General features: G+C 61.0%; 17 protein-coding genes. 9 read left to right on the forward strand and 8 right to left on the reverse strand.

Going from position 1 to position 17,356, the window contains the following annotated elements:
- The 3 genes from cysT to ggt form a co-directional block, all read right to left on the reverse strand.
- On the reverse strand, positions 1–837 hold the full coding sequence (cysT, locus tag ACXMYO_RS03440) for a sulfate ABC transporter permease subunit CysT (RefSeq protein ID WP_438766796.1): 837 nt from the start codon (positions 835–837) through the stop codon (positions 1–3).
- Entirely contained in the window at positions 837–1,853 is a 1,017-nt protein-coding gene (cysP, locus tag ACXMYO_RS03445) for a thiosulfate ABC transporter substrate-binding protein CysP (protein WP_457807814.1), read from the reverse strand. Before cysP ends, cysT begins: the two co-directional genes overlap by 1 nt.
- A 177-nt stretch (positions 1,854–2,030) precedes the next feature.
- Entirely contained in the window at positions 2,031–3,749 is a 1,719-nt protein-coding gene (gene ggt, locus ACXMYO_RS03450) for a gamma-glutamyltransferase (RefSeq protein ID WP_457807815.1), read from the reverse strand.
- A 169-nt stretch (positions 3,750–3,918) separates the two neighbouring features.
- Between ggt and ACXMYO_RS03455 the strand changes: the two genes are divergently transcribed.
- The 6 genes from ACXMYO_RS03455 to ACXMYO_RS03480 all read left to right on the forward strand — a co-directional run bounded on the left by ACXMYO_RS03455 (position 3,919) and on the right by ACXMYO_RS03480 (position 9,441).
- Positions 3,919–4,095 (forward strand): hypothetical protein, encoded by a 177-nt coding sequence (locus ACXMYO_RS03455; RefSeq protein WP_438766802.1) that lies wholly within the window; start codon positions 3,919–3,921, stop codon positions 4,093–4,095.
- A gap of 145 nt (positions 4,096–4,240) precedes the next feature.
- Complete coding sequence (rpe, locus tag ACXMYO_RS03460) at positions 4,241–4,936, forward strand: ribulose-phosphate 3-epimerase (protein ID WP_438766804.1); 696 nt, start codon at positions 4,241–4,243, stop codon at positions 4,934–4,936.
- A complete protein-coding gene (locus ACXMYO_RS03465) occupies positions 4,920–5,231 on the forward strand; it encodes a GIY-YIG nuclease family protein (protein ID WP_457807816.1) in 312 nt (103 codons plus the stop codon). The genes rpe and ACXMYO_RS03465 overlap by 17 nt, the downstream gene beginning before the upstream one ends.
- A 241-nt stretch (positions 5,232–5,472) precedes the next feature.
- Complete coding sequence (locus ACXMYO_RS03470; protein ID WP_438766808.1) at positions 5,473–6,195, forward strand: gluconate 2-dehydrogenase subunit 3 family protein; 723 nt, start codon at positions 5,473–5,475, stop codon at positions 6,193–6,195.
- Between the two features lie 43 nt (positions 6,196–6,238).
- A complete protein-coding gene (locus ACXMYO_RS03475) occupies positions 6,239–7,597 on the forward strand; it encodes a c-type cytochrome (RefSeq protein ID WP_438766810.1) in 1,359 nt (452 codons plus the stop codon).
- Between the two features lie 77 nt (positions 7,598–7,674).
- Positions 7,675–9,441 (forward strand): GMC family oxidoreductase, encoded by a 1,767-nt coding sequence (locus ACXMYO_RS03480; protein WP_457807817.1) that lies wholly within the window; start codon positions 7,675–7,677, stop codon positions 9,439–9,441.
- Positions 9,442–9,557: 116 nt separating this feature from the next.
- Here the strand turns inward: ACXMYO_RS03480 and ACXMYO_RS03485 are convergent, their stop codons facing one another.
- The 4 genes from ACXMYO_RS03485 to ACXMYO_RS03500 form a co-directional block, all read right to left on the reverse strand.
- Positions 9,558–10,547, reverse strand: a complete 990-nt coding sequence (locus ACXMYO_RS03485) for a 2-hydroxyacid dehydrogenase (RefSeq protein ID WP_457807818.1) — start codon at positions 10,545–10,547, stop codon at positions 9,558–9,560.
- Positions 10,548–10,624: 77 nt separating this feature from the next.
- Entirely contained in the window at positions 10,625–11,377 is a 753-nt protein-coding gene (locus ACXMYO_RS03490; protein ID WP_457807819.1) for a sugar phosphate isomerase/epimerase family protein, read from the reverse strand.
- Positions 11,378–11,462: 85 nt separating this feature from the next.
- Positions 11,463–12,515, reverse strand: a complete 1,053-nt coding sequence (locus tag ACXMYO_RS03495) for a LacI family DNA-binding transcriptional regulator (RefSeq protein WP_457807820.1) — start codon at positions 12,513–12,515, stop codon at positions 11,463–11,465.
- A gap of 217 nt (positions 12,516–12,732) precedes the next feature.
- Positions 12,733–14,031, reverse strand: coding sequence for an NAD(P)/FAD-dependent oxidoreductase (locus ACXMYO_RS03500; RefSeq protein WP_457807821.1), 1,299 nt, complete (start codon positions 14,029–14,031; stop codon positions 12,733–12,735).
- Positions 14,032–14,255: 224 nt separating this feature from the next.
- Here ACXMYO_RS03500 and ACXMYO_RS03505 point away from each other — a divergent pair, with 224 nt between their 5' ends.
- On the forward strand, positions 14,256–14,930 hold the full coding sequence (locus ACXMYO_RS03505) for a phosphoglycolate phosphatase (RefSeq protein ID WP_457807822.1): 675 nt from the start codon (positions 14,256–14,258) through the stop codon (positions 14,928–14,930).
- Here ACXMYO_RS03505 and ACXMYO_RS03510 read toward each other — a convergent pair.
- Positions 14,927–15,127 carry a hypothetical protein gene (locus ACXMYO_RS03510; RefSeq protein ID WP_457807823.1) on the reverse strand — a complete coding sequence of 67 codons (201 nt, stop codon included), beginning with the start codon at positions 15,125–15,127 and terminating at the stop codon, positions 14,927–14,929. The genes ACXMYO_RS03505 and ACXMYO_RS03510 overlap by 4 nt on opposite strands.
- 1 nt (position 15,128) lies before the next feature.
- On the opposite strand from ACXMYO_RS03510, the gene trpE reads away from it, so the two are divergent.
- Positions 15,129–16,616, forward strand: coding sequence for an anthranilate synthase component I (gene trpE / locus ACXMYO_RS03515; RefSeq protein ID WP_438768395.1), 1,488 nt, complete (start codon positions 15,129–15,131; stop codon positions 16,614–16,616).
- 100 nt (positions 16,617–16,716) lie between these two features.
- The gene (locus ACXMYO_RS03520; RefSeq protein ID WP_457807824.1) at positions 16,717–17,337 is read left to right on the forward strand and encodes an anthranilate synthase component II; all 621 of its coding nucleotides are present in this window, start codon (positions 16,717–16,719) and stop codon (positions 17,335–17,337) included.
- The last annotated feature ends 19 nt before the right edge of the window (positions 17,338–17,356 follow it).

Genomic DNA, 17,356 nt, shown 5'->3' on the forward strand with positions numbered 1-17,356 from the left:
TCAGTGCCTCCCGCCATGCAGACGGCGATAGAAACGCCCCTGCCAGAGATTGATGGCCAGCAACAGCAGCAGCGACACCAGCATGACCAGCGAGGCGATGGCGGCGGCCCCGGCGTAGTCGTACTCCTCAAGGCGCGTGGCCATCATCAGCGAGACCACCTCGGTGCGGTAGGGCATGTTGCCGGCAATAAAGATGACGGCGCCGAACTCGCCCAGTGAACGAGCAAAGGAGAGCCCGGTGCCGGTAACAATGGCCGGCCAGATATGCGGCAGGATGACCCGCCGAAAGGCATACAGATTGCTGGCGCCCAGTGTGAGTGCCGCCTCGTCGGCATGGCCCGGCAGGTCCTCGAGTACCGGCTGCACGGTGCGCACTACAAAGGGCACGCTGGTAAAGGCCATGGCCAGCGCAATCCCCAGCCAGGTATAGGCGACCTCGATGCCCAGCGGCTCGAGCAGGCTGCCCACGGCGCCGTTGCGCGAATAAAGGGTGGCCAGCGTAATGCCGGCCACCGCCGTGGGCAGGGCAAAGGGCAGATCCATCAGCGCATCAAGGATGCGCTTGCCGGGAAACGTGTAGCGCGCCAGCACCCAGGCCATCAACAGCCCGAACATTGCATTGAAAAGCGACGCCGCCAGTGCGGCCAGCAGCGTCACCTTATAGCTTGCAATCAGGCGCGGGTCGGTAATCGCCGCCCAGTACTGTGACCACGACAGCGTCGAGAGCTCTCCGATGAGGCTGGTCATCGGCAGCAGCAGGATCAGCGACACAAACAGCAGGGTCACGCCCAGCGAGAGCGAAAACCCCGGCAATACCCTGGCCGAGCGCGTGCTCATTAACGGCGCTGCAGCTGGTCGAGTTCACCACCGCTGGTGAAATGCGTCTGCATCACATCCTCCCAGCTCCCGAAGGCATCCTCGATGCGCAGCAGGGTGGTCTGCGGGAAACGCTCGGCAAACTCTTCGCTGATCTCGTCATCGTTGACGCGATAGTAGTACTGCGCCAGCGTACGCTGCGCCTCGGGCGAGTAGAGATACTCCAGATAGCCCTTCGCCAGATCCTCGGTGCCGTTGCGCTCGACGTTCTTGTCCACCCAGGTCACAGGAAACTCGGCCATGATGTCCACCGGCGGCACAACGACCTCATAGTCATCCGGACCGTACTGGTTACGGATGTTGTTGGCTTCCGATTCGAACGTGATCAGCACATCGCCGATGCCGCGTTCGGCAAAGGTGGTCGTGGCGCCGCGACCGCCGGTATCGAAGACCTCGACATTGCCCAGCATCTTTTTCATGTAGTCACGTGTGGCGGCGTCATCATCGCCGTTATCGTGATTGCTGGCCGCCCAGGCCGCCAGATAGGTGTAGCGTCCGTTGCCGGAGGTCTTGGGGTTGGGAAAGACCAGTGCCACGTCATCACCGGCCAGATCTGCCCAGGTGCGGATATCCTTTGGATTGTCCTTTCTGACCAGAAACGCCATGGTCGAGTAGTAGGGCGAGCTGTAGTTGGGCAGGCGCGACTGCCAGTCCTCGGGGATCAGCTGACCCTTTTGTGCCAGCACGTCGACATCAGTGACCTGATTGAAGGTCACGACATCGGCGCGCAGCCCCTGCAGGATGGCGCGGGCCTGGGTCGAGGAACCGGCGTGGGTCTGTTTGACGCCGACCGATTCACCGTGTTCTTCCTGCCAGTGCTCAACGAACTGCGGATTGAGTTCGGCGAAGAGTTCGCGCGCGATATCGTAGGAAGCATTGAGCAGTTCGCGATCGGCACTGAAGGCCTGAGTGCTGCCAAGGGCGGCCCCCAGGACAGCCGTGGCAATGGCGCGGCGTAAAAGACTCGAGCGTGACATATCGTGTTCCCCGGCATCTGATCGTCAAAATTGTTATCGAAGGCCAGTGATTCTGGCGTTGAGCAGAGGCTAAACAAAACTCATGGGAATGACAATCCGACCGGTTATGCCATTTTGTTCTTTAAACCTGAGCCAGGGTTAGCCCATCGGGTCTGCACAACCTCTGCCGCCGAGAGGCTAGAGGCCCAGTGCCGATGACGTTTCCCGACGCGGGTCGGCACCACCCTGAAAGCCCTCCTCGTTGATCAGAATCGACTGGCTGGCGCCCATGGCCGATTTCTGAACCACGTTATGGCCCATGCCCTCCAGTAGCCGCACAGTGTCCGGACTGAAGCCATCCTCGATGCGAAGCTCGTCGGGCAGCCACTGATCGTGAAAGCGCGGCGCACTGACAGCCGATTGAATGTTCATGCCGTGATCGATGACGTTGCTGATCACTTCCAGCGTGGTGGTGATAATGCGGGAGCCGCCGGGGCTGCCGGTGATCAGGAAATTTTTGCCATCGCGCTTGACGATGGTCGGCGTCATGGAAGACAGCATGCGCTTGCCGGGTTCTACGGCATTGGCCTCGCCGCCGATCAGGCCGAAGGCGTTGGGCACACCGGGCTTGGCCGAGAAGTCATCCATTTCGTTATTGAGCAGAAATCCCGCGCCGTCCACGGCAATGCCGGAGCCGTAGCTGAAGTTGAGCGTATAGGTGTTGGAAACCGCCAGTCCCGAGTCATCGGCGACCGAATAGTGCGTGGTCTCGTTGGATTCGTAAGGCGTGAGGTTGCCCGGGCCGATGGCTTCCGAGGGCGTCGCCTTTTCAAGAGAGATCTGCGCGCGCAGCTCGCGGGCATAATCCTTTGAGGTCAGCGCCTTGACCGGTACCTCAAAAAAGTCCGGGTCGCCCAGGTATTTCGAGCGGTCGGCATAGGCGCGGCGCATTGCCTCGCTCATCAGGTGCATGCTGGCGGCCGAGCCAAAGCCCATGCCGGTCAGGTCATCGTTTTCCAGCATGTTGAGAATCTGCACGATGTGGACGCCGCCGGAGGAGGGCGGCGCCATCGCATAGACGTCGTAACCCCGGTAGGTGCCGTGAACCGGCGCGCGCTCGATCGCGCGATAATTCTTGAGATCCTCATGGGTCATGATGCCGCCATGGGCCTTGATGGTGTCGATCAGGTGATCGGCCGTTTCGCCTTCATAAAACTCGCGGGGTCCGTTTTGTGCGATGCGTTCAAGGGTGGCCGCCAGTTCGCCCTGTTGAAACACCTTGCCGGCGCGCCAGTCGCTGCCATCGGCCTTATAGAACAACCGTCGCGTGCCGTCGTTTTTTTCGAGCTGTTCGCGGCTGTCGTTGAGGCCATCGGCGAAACGCGCCGGAATGGCAAAGCCGTCGCGTGCCAGACGGATGGCCGGCGCCATGACCCGGTCAAGTGACATGGAGCCATAGCGCTCCAGCGCCATCGCCATGCCGGATACCGTACCCGGTACGCCCGAGGCGTTGGCCGAATAGCGCGACGCCGCCTCGATCACGTTGCCCTCATCGTCCTGAAACATGGTTTCAAAGGCGCCGGCAGGCGCGGTTTCCCGATAGTCGATCGAGGTGACATCGCCGCTTGCCTCATCAGAGATCACCATGAAACCGCCGCCGCCAATGTTGCCCGAGCGGGGCTGTACCACGGCAAGCGCAAAACCGATGGCCACGGCGGCATCCACAGCGTTGCCGCCATCGCGCAAAATGTCGTGTCCCACCCTGCTGGCCAGCGTATGACTGGTGACCACCATGGCGTGCTGGCCGGGCACGCCATGAAAACGCTCACCTTCGATGATGGGCGTTGCGGCGTCGGCGACCGACGGCATCAGCATGACAAGCAGACAGGTCAGCGTTAATGATTTTCCCTTGAACATGTGACGTTCCTTTTGTCTTGTTGGATTAGCCCGGTTTAATGCAGTATGGCAAAGACAGTGCCGCTGCAGGGTGTCAAGGCACGAGCGGTGCCTGTTGATCAGTGGTTGTCGCGCTTTTTGATGACCATGCACTATAGTGATTGCTGACGTTCATACAGAGGTTATTGCCATGCCCGATCAAACGCCTACTCCCCGCACTGCCTGCGTCAAGAAGGTCGAAAAGGGCGGTGGTAAAACCGTCTATGAAGTGCGCGGCGTCAATCCCGACACGGATACCCTGCTCAGTGAATACGAAACCGAGCAGGAGGCGCTGGATGCCGTCGAGCGCTATGAGTGCGAAAACTGACGCCCTGACTTTCTCGATCAGGGGCCGCGATGATGCGGCCCCTTTTTTGTACCGCATTCCCATCTCCGCTCGGGTCGGCTCTGTTACGAGACGTGATCGCGGTGTACGCTGATTGATATCGAATTTGTTTGATGAGGTGTTTACAGTGCAACAACCCTTCAGGATTGCGCCTTCCATTCTGTCGGCGGATTTCGCTCGCCTGGGGCAGGAGGTGGATGACGTACTGGCCAGCGGCGCCGATACGATCCACTTTGATGTCATGGACAATCACTACGTGCCCAATCTGAGCTTCGGGCCGGCGGTCTGCCATGCGCTGCGCAATTACGGCGTGACCGCGGAGATCGATGTGCATCTGATGGTGTCACCGGTCGATGATCTGATTCGCGCCTTTCTGGATGCCGGCGCCAACCACATCACCTTTCATCCCGAGGCCAGTCTGCATATCGACCGCTCGCTGCAGCTGATCATTGACGGCGGTGCCACCGCGGGGCTTGCGCTCAATCCTGCCACGCCGCTTTCAACGCTCGACCATGTCCTCGACAAGCTGTCGATGCTGCTGGTGATGACGGTCAACCCGGGCTTTGGTGGGCAGTCCTTTATTCCGGCCATGATGGACAAGCTGCGTCTGGCGCGGGCCATGATCGATGCAACCGGCAAGCCCATACGTCTTGAAGTGGACGGTGGCATCAACGCTGACAATATTGGTGAGATTGCCCGTGCCGGTGCCGATACCTTCGTGTCCGGCTCGTCCATCTTTGCCAAACGCAGTGACAGCGACCCGAATCGCTATGATTCCATCATGCGCGCCTTCAGGGAGCCGCTGGATGGCCTGTCAGGCTGACCGGCAGGCGGAAGTGACATCAACGCCTGCGATCTGGTCGCTCTACATCATTGAAAACCGGCTGGGACATCTCTATACCGGCGTGACCACGGATGTGGCACGCCGTTTCAGTGAGCATCATCAAAACGGTGCGCGCTGCGCCCGATCCCTGCGTGGCAAGGGCCCGTTGCAGCTGCGGTTTTCCTGTCAGGTAGGGGACAAAAGCCGGGCACTTCGTCTTGAGCGGCGCATCAAGAAACTTTCCCGTCATCAACGCCTTGCCATTATCGAAGCAGGCAGGCTGCCTCCTGAGTAATCCTCCAGTCGGAGGCGTTGCGTCACACCTTTTCCTGCCTGAATCGTTGCCTTCAAGGCTTTACGTCGACGCCGTCATTGAAACGAAACTTAAACTATCGTCGTATTAATGATACTGTGCGCGCGCTGCGACACATCACCGCATTCAGCCGTGAGCCAGGCATGACCCATTAAAAACCGTCAAACAAAGGGTCTGACGCTCAAGGCCGTCATTGTAACAAGAACCCGTGCAGGAACCTGACATGTCTTCCCGGATAAAGAACAGACAGCGCCGCGATTTCCTTCGTGGCTCGCTGACGATGATTCCCGCCATTACCCTGGGCAGCGGCGTTACGCTGACGGCCCAGGCCGCCGAACAGGCCCCGGCGCTGAGCGAGTATTCTCCCCTTTTTTTTACAAGCGATGAGTGGTCCTTCGTACTGGCCGCCTGCGACCGCCTGATCCCCGGTGAAGGCGAAGGGCCGGGCGCGCTTGATACCAACGTACCGGTGTTCATCGATCGTCAGATGGACTCTGCCTACGGCCACGCCGAGCGCTGGTATATGGAAGGCCCCTTTGTCGCCGGCTCGTCGGATCTCGGATTTCAGTATCCCTACACGCCCCGGGAAGTCTATCAGCGCGGTATTGCCCTGACGCAGCGCTGGTGCCAGCAGCATCATGATGCCCGTTTCGAATCTCTGGACGCTGACACGCGCGATGAAGTGCTTGGTGCGCTGGAAAAGGGCGAGATCGATTTTGCCGCACTCGATGAGCAGTGGCTGACCTCTGACGACTTCTTCTCCTGGCTTTTGCAACACACCAAGGAAGGGTATCTCTCCGACCCCATCCATGGCGGCAACAAGAACATGGCGGCGTGGAAAATGGTCGGCTTTCCGGGCGCACGTGCGAGCTTTCGCGACTGGGTCGATCAGCATGATGTCGAATATCCGCTTGGTCCCGTCAGTCTCAGTGGTGAGCGCGGCTGATTTTCCGAGCCGCTGCAGAATGGATTCGCGAAGGAAAGCGCAAGTGAACAGAAAAGAAATCATGGCAGTGCTGGCGGGCATCACAACCCTGACGATGGCCTCTGCCAGCAGCGCCGCCGACAGTGACGAGACCGTAAAACGTGGCGAGTATCTGGCCCGGGCAGGCGACTGTGTTGCCTGTCATACCGCCCCTGATGGTGAAGAATTTGCCGGCGGACTGGGCATTGAAAGCCCGTTTGGCATGATCTACTCCACCAATATCACCCCGGACAGCGAGACCGGCATCGGCGACTGGAGCGAGGAAGAATTTGCCGCGGCGCTGCGCGACGGCAAGCGTGCCGACGGCGCCAATCTCTATCCGGCCATGCCTTACCCCGCCTACGCGAAGGTATCCGATGAGGATATCCACGCCCTCTATGTCTATTTCATGGAAGGTGTCGAGCCGGTCCAGCATCAGCCCGAAGAGACCAGCCTGTCCTTCCCCTTCAATCAGCGCTGGGGCATTTCCGCCTGGAACTGGCTGTTTGCCGATGCCGAGGTGTTTGAGCCCGAAGCCGATCGCAGCGAGCAGCTCAATCGCGGCGCCTATCTGGTCGAAGGCCTGGGTCACTGCGGCAGCTGTCATACCCCACGCGGCCTTGCTCAGCAGGAAAAGGCCCTGGATGACAATGGTGGGGATGACTACCTCGCCGGCGCCGATCTCAACGACTGGTGGGCCCCCTCGCTGCGCGGTGGAGAGGGTGGCGATGGCCGTGGTCTTGAAAGCTGGAGCGCCGAAGAGATTGCCGAGTACCTGCAAACCGGCCGCAACGTTCATGCCACCGTGGGTGGCGAGATGACCTCGGTCGTGGCGCACAGCACCTCGCATCTCAGCGACGAGGATCTGGGCAGCATCGGTTTGTATCTCAAGTCCCTCCCGGCCAACCCGGCTGGCAAGGATGCCACGACAGCGGATCAGCGCCGTGAGGCCAGCGAGAAGACTCAGGCAAAACTGAGCGCTGCCAGAGATCTCAGCGCGGGCGAGCGACTCTATCTCGATAACTGCTCGGCCTGTCATTTCAATGACGGCATGGGCGCCGAGCGGGTCTTCCCGCCGATTGACGGCAATGCGCTGGCCAATGCCGACAATCCCTCCGGCCTGATCCATACGATTCTGGCCGGTGCCCAGCCGCCGGCGACGCCGACCATCCCGGCTCAGCTGCCCATGCCCGGCTTTGCTTGGCGGTTGTCGGACGATGAAGTCGCCTCGCTTGCGACCTTCGTTCGCAGTGCCTGGGGCAATGACGGGGGTGCGGTGGATGCCGATCAGGTCGCAGACGTTCGCGAGGAGCTCGGTGATGCGCCCCTGAACAGGGCCGTTGATCCCAACGGCGAGCTGAACGAGACCGACGGCGCCAAATAATGATGAGCCGGCCGCCCGACGGGCGGTCGGATGGCGCGCCACAGTGCGCGTCGACAGGATCGAGGAGTTAAAAGTACATGGCTAAGCAACAACCGCGTGTCGATGCGGTCATCGTCGGTCTCGGCTGGAGCGGTTCCATCATGGGGATGGAGCTGACCGAGGCAGGCCTCAACGTGCTGGCGCTGGAGCGTGGCGCCGATCGTACTAATGAGGATTTCGCCTATCCGAAGCCGGCCGATGAGCTTCAGTACGGCATTCGTCATACCATGATGCAAAAGCCGAAGCAGTCGGCGGTCACGATTCGTCGCGACCTCGACGAGCGCGCGCTGCCCCAGCGCAAGCTGGGCGCCTTTCTGCCCGGTGACGGCGTCGGCGGTGCCGGTGCCCACTGGACCGGCGTACTGATCCGTCCGACCCCGACCGATCTGCAGCTCAAAAGCTTTGCCGACCAGGCGTTCGAGCCCGGCGTATTGCAGGACGACATGCAGATCCAGGACTTCGGCGTCACCTGGGATGAGCTCGAGCCGCATTTCACCTTTTTCGAAAAGGTGTGCGGTCAGTCCGGCACCACGGGCAACCTCAACGGCGAGATTCAGGAGGGCGGTGACCCGTTCGAGGGACCGCGCAGCGAACCCTATCCGCTGCCGGCGCTGCAGGATACCCAGAACACCGAGATGTTTGACAAGGCCGCGCGTCAGCTGGGGTATCATCCGTTCCCCAACCCGTCGGCCAACGTCTCGCGCGCCTGGACCAACCCGTATGGCATGCAGCTGGGCCCGTGTAACTACTGCGGCTTCTGCTCGCGTTATGGCTGTCTGAACTACTCCAAGGCCTCGCCGCAGACCTGCATTCTCAATGCCCTCAAACAGCGCAGCAATTTCGCCTACCGCACTCACGCCAACGTGACCCGTGTCGAGCTGGCTGACGATGGCAAGACCGCCACCGGTGTGACCTACATCGACGGCGATGGCGAAGAGGTGTTTCAGCCGGCCGATATCGTGATTCTGGCCTCCTACTCGCTCAACAACGTGCGATTGATGCTGAACTCGAACATTGGCAAGCCCTACGACCCGCTATCGCGTACCGGTGTGGTCGGGCGCAACTACGCCTATCAGGTCGGCGGTGGCATCAACATGTATTTCGATGACATCGACTTCAACCCGTTTGCCACGGCCGGTGCCACAGGGCGCATGTTCAACGACTTCTCGCCCGGTACCTTCGACAGCGCTCAGCACGGTTTTATCGGCGGCGCCAAGATGCACTCCTCGCAGGCCAGCGGCACCCCCATCAAGACGTCACTGCCCAAGAGTGCGCCGAAGTGGGGCAGGGGCTACAAGGACGCGCTGCGCGAAAACTACGGCCATCACATGAAGCTGTCGATGACCGGTAGTGTGATGTCCTATCGCTCCAACATGCTCGATCTCGACCCGACCTGGAAGGACCCTTACGGCATGCCGCTTTTGCGCATGACGTTTGACTGGAAGGAAAACGAGCAGAAGCTTTCCCGGTTCATGCGCGATCGTCTCCGGGAAATCGCCGATGTTCTCAAGCCTGATCGCATGGATGAAGGCTTCCAGCTCGAGGGTGATCACTTCAAGGTCACAAGCTACGTCTCGACCCACAACGTGGGCGGCGCTGCCATGGGAACCGATCCGTCGACCTCGGCGGTTAATCGCTATCTGCAAAGCTGGGATGTGCACAACGTCTTTGTGCCCAGCGGCAGCGCTTTCCCGCAGAACTTTCAGGCCAACCCCACCGATCTGATCGGCGCGCTGACCTACTGGTGCGCCAAAAAGATTCGCGAGGATTATCTGAAAAACCCGGGGCCCCTGATGTCGGTCTGAATCAGGACGCGAGCGCTTTCCCGTCAGGGGAAGAGTCGATCAATCGCCGGCCTTCGGGCCGGCGATTTTTTTACGGCTGGTGTCACCGTGTGTTGATGGGGTGATCCGATCAAGACTCAGCGATCAAGCGCGTCCCAGTTATAGGGCGCCCGCGGTTTGTCCCCCTTGAGCACGGCCAGGGCGTTGTCCACGGCAAGCTCTGCCATGGCGTAGCGGGTTTCATGGGTGGCCGAGCCGATATGGGGCAGGGCGACGACGTTGTCCATGTGCGCCAGCGGCGAATCGGCCGGCAGCGGCTCGGTTTCGAACACGTCAAGGCCGGCGGCGCGAATGGTGCCGTTTTGCAGCGCCTCGATCATGGCGGGTTCGTCCACCACACCGCCTCGGGCGATGTTGATGAAGGTGGTGTTTTCCCCCATCAGCTCGAACTCGCGCTTGCCGAACATGTGGCGCGTGGCTTTCGAAAGCGGCACGGTCACGCAGACAAAGTCCGACTCGCGCAGCAGGTCATCGAGTTCCTGCCAGTCAGCGCCCAGCTCGCGCTCGAAATCCTCATGGCGCGAGCGGTTGTGATAGCTCACCGTCATGTTGAAACCGAACTTCCCGCGGCGGGCGATCGCAGCACCGATGCGGCCCATGCCGACGATGCCGAGTTTCTTGCCCTGGACATCAACACCGAACTGCGGCTCGGCAATTCCGCCGGTCCATTCGCCCTTTTTCACCATTTCCGCCATTTCGACGGCTCGCCGGGCGCTGGCCAGCACCAGCAAAAAGGCCGTGTCGGCAGTGGTTTCGGTCAAAACGTCCGGCGTATGACACAGCACGATGCCCCGCTTGCTGAGATAGTCGATATCGTAGTTGTCCACACCGACCGAGATGCTCGACACCACCTCGAGATGCGGTGCCTGATCGAGCAGCTCGGCAGTAAGGTTGACGCTGGAGCCGATCAGGGCATGCGCCCGGGACAGCGCCTTTTTAAACTCGCTGTCCTGCGCCAAGTCCTGCGTTTGTGAAAAATCCAGCACTTCGCACTCGCGCTCGAGCTTTTCTCGCAGGTCAGGTTTTAAAGCGCGCTGGTAGACAATGACGGTTTTTTTCGAGGACATGATCTCTCCTGTGGTGATGGGGTACGGGCCGATGGCGGCCGCGTACCGACGTGCAATGCAACTGAAAGGGGGCCGCGTTACGCCAGCGCTTTCAGCGAATCGACATGGCGCGCGGTCGCGTCGATGTCGTCATGATCCAGCGGAAACTCGATGGCCCGGGGCACACCGGCCGGGAAATGGTGCCAGAGCGCAGCCCAGTGCGAGCGCGCCGCCTCGTTCGGCGGGCAGGCGCCGGGGCGGCCATCCGTATGGGTGACGGCCTTGCAGTGCACATAGCGCACCCTTGACCCCAGCCGGCTGGCAGCCTGCGAGAGGTCGTGGTCTGTCCAGTAGCCGTTGCCCAGATCCAGCGTCGTACCGATCATGGGCATCTCCAGCGCGCGATGCAGCGCCGCATGGATCAGCGGGTCGCCGCCGCAGGCGGTCTGATCGTTTTCGATCAAAATCGGCAGGGCCTGGTCGCCAAATCGGGCCTTGAGCGCTGCGGCGCCATCATCGATGCATTCGGCGCACAGCTGTCCGAGGCCGACCTTGATCCATTGCGCCCCCAGTGCCCGGGCGCGCTCAAGCGTCTGATCCATGTTGTCAGCGTTGAGCCGGCTTTGTTCATCAAAAAGCGGTGTGGCAGCGGAAAAGGCGCAGGTCAGCGAGGCCTGCTCGATGGCCGAGCGCAGCTGCTCAAGCGGCAGGTCATGCTCGCTTAAAAGCTCTTCACGAATTTCGACCCCCTGTGCACCGGCCGCCTTGATGTGTTCGAGAACACCTGCCTGACCGAGTCGCTTGACCCGATCGGCGCCAAAGGCAGAGGTGCAGATCATTACCGGGCCCATGACAGACTCCTTGCTTTATCCGGTTTGGAAACGTTCCCAGAGAGTGTGGCCGTGACGGCCATCACACCCTCTGGATGTAAAATATTCATGCCATCCTGAGTGTAGTGGAGCCGCGCGGCGTCAGGTGCGCCGCAAGGGTCGTGTTTCGTGACACGCCGGCTGTACCTTCAATGCGACCCACCAGTGTCTCAATGGCGCGGTAGCCGATATCGTTGACCGGCTGCGCCACGGTCGTAATGCCCGGCCCCACCAGGGCGCACCAGTCCAGCTCATCGATGCCCAGCACGCCGACGCGTTCAAACGGTGCCTTGAGCAGCGCAAACAGGGCGTGGCACACGGCAAGCGTCATCACGCCATTGGCACAGACGATGGCGCCTGGCGTCTCGCTTGCCTTCAGCCAGCGGGCCAGCGTGGCGGCAAGCGGGGGCGGGGCGAGGCTTTCTTCGCAGGATTCATGGACCGCTGCGAACACGCCAGCGCCGCGTGTCCGATCATGAAAGGCACGAACACGCGCCTCGCGGGAGCTGATGCCGGCGACCGGCTCGGTGAGCATTAAAAGACGCCGGTAGCCCTGATCCACCAGATGCGATACAGCCAGGGCCATGGCCTGGTCGTTATCCAGCCCCACCATGTCACAGTCGAGCCCGTCGATACGGCGATCCACCAGCACCATGGGCAGACCCTCATCCCGCCGGGCGATCAGCGTCGCGGCATTGCCACCCCGGGTGTTGATCACCAGCCCTTCCACGCTATAGCCATGCAGCACCGCCAGATGGCGCTGCTCGAGTCGGTCGTCGTTGTCGGTATTACAGACCAGCAGCGAGTAGCCGTAGTCGCGACAGGCAAGCTCGGCACCATGCAGCATTTCGACGGTATAGGGGTTGCGCATGTCGGCCACCACCATGCCGAGCAGGCCGGTACGGCGCCCGCGCAGGCTGCTGGCAATGCGGTCGGGGGCAAAGCCCAGCCGCTCGATGGCAGCCTCGATCCGCTCGATCATGGCATCGGAGAGCAGGGCGCGCTCCTGACCGAAGTAGCGCGAGACGCTGGTCTTGGAGATACCGGCATCGCGTGCCACGTCATGAATGGTCGGGCGACGTCGCTCACCGGTGGACGCTGATGAAGGGGGCGCTGTCATGTCATGGCCTGTTTGCCGACACCGTGAAATATCGTCTGGGAACGATCCCAGTACCGGTCAGGTTGCGATACGACAGCGCCTTGGGAAACCAGACCTTGGTCGCAGTATCGGTCGTGGCGCGTCAGATAACGGCGCCGGGCGGGCAGGGGGCCTTGAGGACAAGGGGGGCGGCCATGAAAAAGGGCCGCTGAAAAGCGGCCCCTTGATGCAGGAAGTATCAGTGCAGCTTGAGCCGCGGTCGGATGATCGTATTGATGCGATCGACCAGCATGCGAATGCCGGTACGCGTATAGCCGTGGATGGCAGCCTGATGCATGCGATACAGCGAGGCGTAGAAGATCTTGGCCAGCCAGCCCTCGACCAGTACGCCCCTGGCAGACGCGCCGCGCATGAGATTACCCACGGCGTCAAAATGGGCCAGCGAGATCAGAGAGCCCATGTCCTTGTAGTGGAAATCTGTCAGCTCGCGTCCGGCCATGGCCGCGCGCAGATTCTTGTAAAGCACATTGGCCTGCTGGTGCGCGGCCTGAGCGCGCGGCGGCACCATCTTGTCACCGGGCTGCGGGCAGGCCGCGCAGTCACCGAGGGCAAAGATGCGCTCGTCATCAACGCTTTGCATGTTCTGCTGCACGCTGAGCTGATGATTGCGCTGGGTGGAAAGCCCGAGCTCCGAAAGCACCGAAGGCGCACGAACGCCGGCCGCCCAGACCGTGAGGTCGGCATCGATGCGTGAGCCATCGGCAATCTCGAAGCCCTGTTCATCGGCCTGGGTGACGCGCGTGTCGGTGTGGATTTCCACGCCAAGGCGTTCAAGCTCGCGATGCACCGACTGGCTGATGCGCTCGGGCAGGGCCGGCAGCACCCGCGGGGCGGCTTCAAGCAGGTGAATCTTGAGCTGCTGGCGGCTGATGCGGCTGAAGCCGTAACCGTGAAGCATCTGCGTGGCATTCAAAAGCTCCGCCGAAAGCTCCACGCCCGTGGCGCCGCCGCCCACAATGGCCACGGACATGCCGGAATTGCCCTCTTCCTCACGGTTGCTGCAGCGCAGGAAGGTGTTGAGCATCTGCTTGCGAAAGGCTTCTGCCTGGCTGACGCTGTCCAGAAAGTAGCAGTGATCGGCCACGCCCGGCGTACCAAAGTCGTTGGACACGCTGCCGACCGAGAGCACCAGATAGTCATAGTCGAGTCGCCGCTCGGGCAGCACCTCACGTTCCCTGTCATCGTGAATGGCGGCCAGACGAATCTGGCGATGGTCACGATCCAGGCCGCACAGCGTGCCGATCTGGTAGCGATAGCCGGCATTGGCCGAATGGCCCTGATAGGACACCTCATCAAGACTTGAGTCCATCACGCCGACGGCGACTTCGTGCAGCAGCGGTTTCCAGATGTGGGTGGGGTTGCGATCAACCAGAACGATTTCGGCCTTGCCTGACTTGCCCAGCTTGCGCCCCAGACGCGTGACCAGTTCGAAACCGCCGGCGCCGCCACCGACCACAACAATGCGAGGGATCGCCATTGATTGCTCCATGAGAAAATGAAAGGAAAAGCATTCAGGCGGTGGCCCGATGGCCGGACCACGGCCTGAAGGCTTTCGGTCACATTGGACCGTGACTTGTCGACATCTGGCGTCGATACTTTTGACACTGCCGCGGTGGGTTCGATCCGGTCATGGCCGGTAGGCCCGCTTTCCTGTATATGGGGTCATTATGGCCCGAATTCACCTGTAGCGATGCTTTGAAAATGCACGATGCGCTCCAAAATATTGACCTGATCATCTATGACCTTGATGGCACGCTGGTCGACTCGGCGCCGGATCTGGCGCTGGCCGTCGATGAGATGCTGACAGCCATGAATCTTTCGCCTGTCGGTCTTGACCGGGTGCGTGACTGGGTCGGCAATGGCTCGAGGCGGCTGGTCGAGCGGGCGCTGCAGCATGTCGGCGCCTTTGGCCCTCAGGGCCCGGACAGCACGCAGCTCGATGACGCGCTGGCACTGTTCATGCAGTTCTACGAGCAGCACATGGCGTTACACACCCGCTGTTATCCGGGGGTGATCGAGTGCCTGAAGGCTCAGCGCGAGCGTGGCATTCATCAGGCGCTGGTGACCAACAAGCCGTCGCGTTTTATCGATGCCCTTCTCAAGGCCATGGGGCTTGAAGGGTTTTTCTCCCATACGCTGGGCGCAGACGCCCTGGCGCAGAAAAAGCCCGACCCGGCGCCGCTGCTGCACGTGGCCGGGTCGCTTGATATCGCGCCCGAGCGCGTTTTGATGATCGGTGATTCACGCAGCGACATCGAGGCGGCCAGGGCGGCGGGATGTCGCTGTCTGGCCGTCACCTACGGCTACAACCACGGCACGCCCATCGAAGCGCTGGGCCCCGACCATCTTCTTGATTCACTTGAAGAACTCGTTTAGGGTTGAAAACGCGCCATGGTCGCGCTGCTCGCCCTTTTTTCCCCTTCGTGCGAAGGAATTTTCAGCTTGCGAGATACAATCATGTCATTTGATGCAAAGGCCTGCGGACTGATGAGAAACGTCAAACGCTGGCGCTGGTGATACCGGCTCCCTGCAACGAAGTACCGTTTCTCTACCCCTACAGGATCCAGCGACATGATGACATCCGAGCGCTTCGCCGAACTCGCCGCCGAAGGCTATAACCGTATTCCGGTCACCCGTGAGGTGCTGGCCGACCTTGAAACGCCACTGTCGACCTATCTAAAGCTTGCCAACGCGCCCTGGAGCTTTTTGCTCGAATCGGTCACGGGCGGCGAGAAATGGGGGCGCTACTCCATTATCGGGTTGCCCTGTCGCGAGCGCATCGAGGTGCGCGGCTTTACCGTTCGCCACTACGTGGATGACTATCTGCAGGGGGCCACCGAGGTTGATGACCCGCTGGAATGGATCGAGCAGTTTCGAAAGCGTTTCAGGGCCCCCGAAACCAGTGACGCCATGCGCTTTGACGGCGGGCTGGTCGGCTATTTCGGCTATGACACCATTCGCCTGATCGAGCCGCGTCTTCGCGGGGTGGAAAAGCCCGACCCGATCGATGTGCCCGACATCCTGCTGATGGTGGCCGACGAGCTGGTGGTCTTTGACAACCTCTCCGGGCGCCTGACCCTGCTCGTTCATGCCGACCCGGGCGAGGCGAACGCGCTCGAGCAGGCGCGTGAGCGGCTGGCAACGCTTGAGCATCAGCTTCGCCATACCCCGATCAACACCTCAAGTCCCGGTACCGGTCGCAATGCGGTGGCCGAGGACGATTTCTTTGCCAGCTTCTCGGAGCAGGGCTACAAGGACGCCGTCACACGCATTCGCGAGTACGTGGCGGCCGGCGATCTGATGCAGTGTGTGCCTTCCCAGCGCATGACCATCGGCTATCAGGCGCCGCCGCTGGATTTGTATCGGGCGCTTCGAAGCCTTAATCCGTCGCCTTACATGTTCTTTTTCAATCTCGATGACCACCATGTTGTCGGGGCCTCTCCCGAGATCCTGGCACGCCTGGATCACGACGAGATCACGCTGCGCCCGATCGCCGGCACGCGTCATCGCGGCGCCAGTGAAGAGGAAGATCGAGCGCTCGAAAACGAGCTGCTCTCTGATCCCAAAGAGATTGCCGAGCATGTCATGCTCATCGATCTGGGACGCAACGACGTGGGGCGCATCAGCGAGCCCGGCTCGGTCGAGCTGACCGATAAAATGACCATCGAGCGCTACTCGCATGTCATGCATATCGTCTCCAACGTGACCGGGCGCATCAAACCGTCGCTGGGGCCGATGGACGTTTTGCGTGCCACCTTCCCGGCCGGTACGCTCTCCGGTGCCCCCAAGGTGCGCGCGCTGGAAGTCATCGACGAGCTCGAACCGGTCAAGCGCGGCATCTACTCAGGCGCTGTGGGCTATCTTTCCTGGCAGGGCAATATGGACATGGCGATCGCCATCCGCACCGCCGTGATCAAAAACGGAGAACTTCACGTGCAGGCCGGTGGTGGTATCGTGTCCGACTCCGATCCCGACAATGAATGGCAGGAGACGCTCAACAAGCGTCGTGCCATGTTCCGCGCCGTTGCCATGGCAGAGCGCGGGCTGGACAACCTCGAATAGTGGCGTATTTCGCTGGAATCAACGCGCCAACATCGAATACCGGCCGGGTCGCTTTTGCGTCGATGTACCGACCGCTCGGCCATCGTGGGGAGGGAAAGCCATGAAAATCCTGATGATCGACAATTACGACAGCTTTACCTTCAACATCGTCCAGTATCTGGGCGAGCTGGGGGCCGAGGTTGAAACGATCCGCAATGACACGCTCACGATCGAGGAGATCGAGCAGCGTGACTTTACCCATCTGATGATTTCACCGGGGCCCTGCAGCCCCAGTGAAGCCGGCATTTCGCTGGATCTGATTCGCCATTTCGCCGGCCGCGTGCCGATCTTCGGGATCTGTCTGGGCTTTCAGGCCATCGGTCAGGCCTATGGCGGCCAGGTGGTTCGGGCACCGATGGTCATGCACGGCAAGACGTCGATGATCGATCATGACGGGAAAGGGGCCTTTGAAGGCCTTGAAAATCCGCTGGAAGTCACGCGGTATCACTCGCTGATTCTCGAGCGCGATACGCTGCCCGAGTGCTTCGAGATCACGTCAACGACGGTCAGTGACGACGTCACCCCTGGCATCGTGATGGGCATTCGTCACCGGACGCTGGACATGGAAGGCGTGCTCTTTCACCCGGAGTCGATCCTGTCACGTCAGGGCCACGAGCTTCTGGCCAACTTCCTCAAGCGTCAGCCGCTCGATGCTCCCCGCGGGGCGACCGCCGAGGCCTGAGCACCGGACGTGTCTTCCC

Source organism: Kushneria sp. EE4 (genome assembly GCF_977968315.1).

Excerpts from the sequence above, each read along its gene's own strand:
- ACXMYO_RS03480 (WP_457807817.1), top strand. The coding sequence starts at position 7,675 with ATGGCTAAGCAACAACCGCGTGTCGATGCGGTCATCGTCGGTCTCGGC.
- ACXMYO_RS03465 (WP_457807816.1), top strand. The coding sequence starts at position 4,920 with ATGGCCTGTCAGGCTGACCGGCAGGCGGAAGTGACATCAACGCCTGCG.
- ACXMYO_RS03510 (WP_457807823.1), bottom strand. The coding sequence starts at position 15,127 with ATGTCGCTGGATCCTGTAGGGGTAGAGAAACGGTACTTCGTTGCAGGG.
- ACXMYO_RS03505 (WP_457807822.1), top strand. The coding sequence starts at position 14,256 with ATGCACGATGCGCTCCAAAATATTGACCTGATCATCTATGACCTTGAT.
- ACXMYO_RS03470 (WP_438766808.1), top strand. The coding sequence starts at position 5,473 with ATGTCTTCCCGGATAAAGAACAGACAGCGCCGCGATTTCCTTCGTGGC.
- ACXMYO_RS03495 (WP_457807820.1), bottom strand. The coding sequence starts at position 12,515 with ATGACAGCGCCCCCTTCATCAGCGTCCACCGGTGAGCGACGTCGCCCG.
- ACXMYO_RS03490 (WP_457807819.1), bottom strand. The coding sequence starts at position 11,377 with ATGGGCCCGGTAATGATCTGCACCTCTGCCTTTGGCGCCGATCGGGTC.
- trpE (WP_438768395.1), top strand. The coding sequence starts at position 15,129 with ATGACATCCGAGCGCTTCGCCGAACTCGCCGCCGAAGGCTATAACCGT.
- ACXMYO_RS03500 (WP_457807821.1), bottom strand. The coding sequence starts at position 14,031 with ATGGCGATCCCTCGCATTGTTGTGGTCGGTGGCGGCGCCGGCGGTTTC.
- ACXMYO_RS03455 (WP_438766802.1), top strand. The coding sequence starts at position 3,919 with ATGCCCGATCAAACGCCTACTCCCCGCACTGCCTGCGTCAAGAAGGTC.
- ACXMYO_RS03485 (WP_457807818.1), bottom strand. The coding sequence starts at position 10,547 with ATGTCCTCGAAAAAAACCGTCATTGTCTACCAGCGCGCTTTAAAACCT.
- ACXMYO_RS03520 (WP_457807824.1), top strand. The coding sequence starts at position 16,717 with ATGAAAATCCTGATGATCGACAATTACGACAGCTTTACCTTCAACATC.
- cysT (WP_438766796.1), bottom strand. The coding sequence starts at position 837 with ATGAGCACGCGCTCGGCCAGGGTATTGCCGGGGTTTTCGCTCTCGCTG.
- cysP (WP_457807814.1), bottom strand. The coding sequence starts at position 1,853 with ATGTCACGCTCGAGTCTTTTACGCCGCGCCATTGCCACGGCTGTCCTG.
- ggt (WP_457807815.1), bottom strand. The coding sequence starts at position 3,749 with ATGTTCAAGGGAAAATCATTAACGCTGACCTGTCTGCTTGTCATGCTG.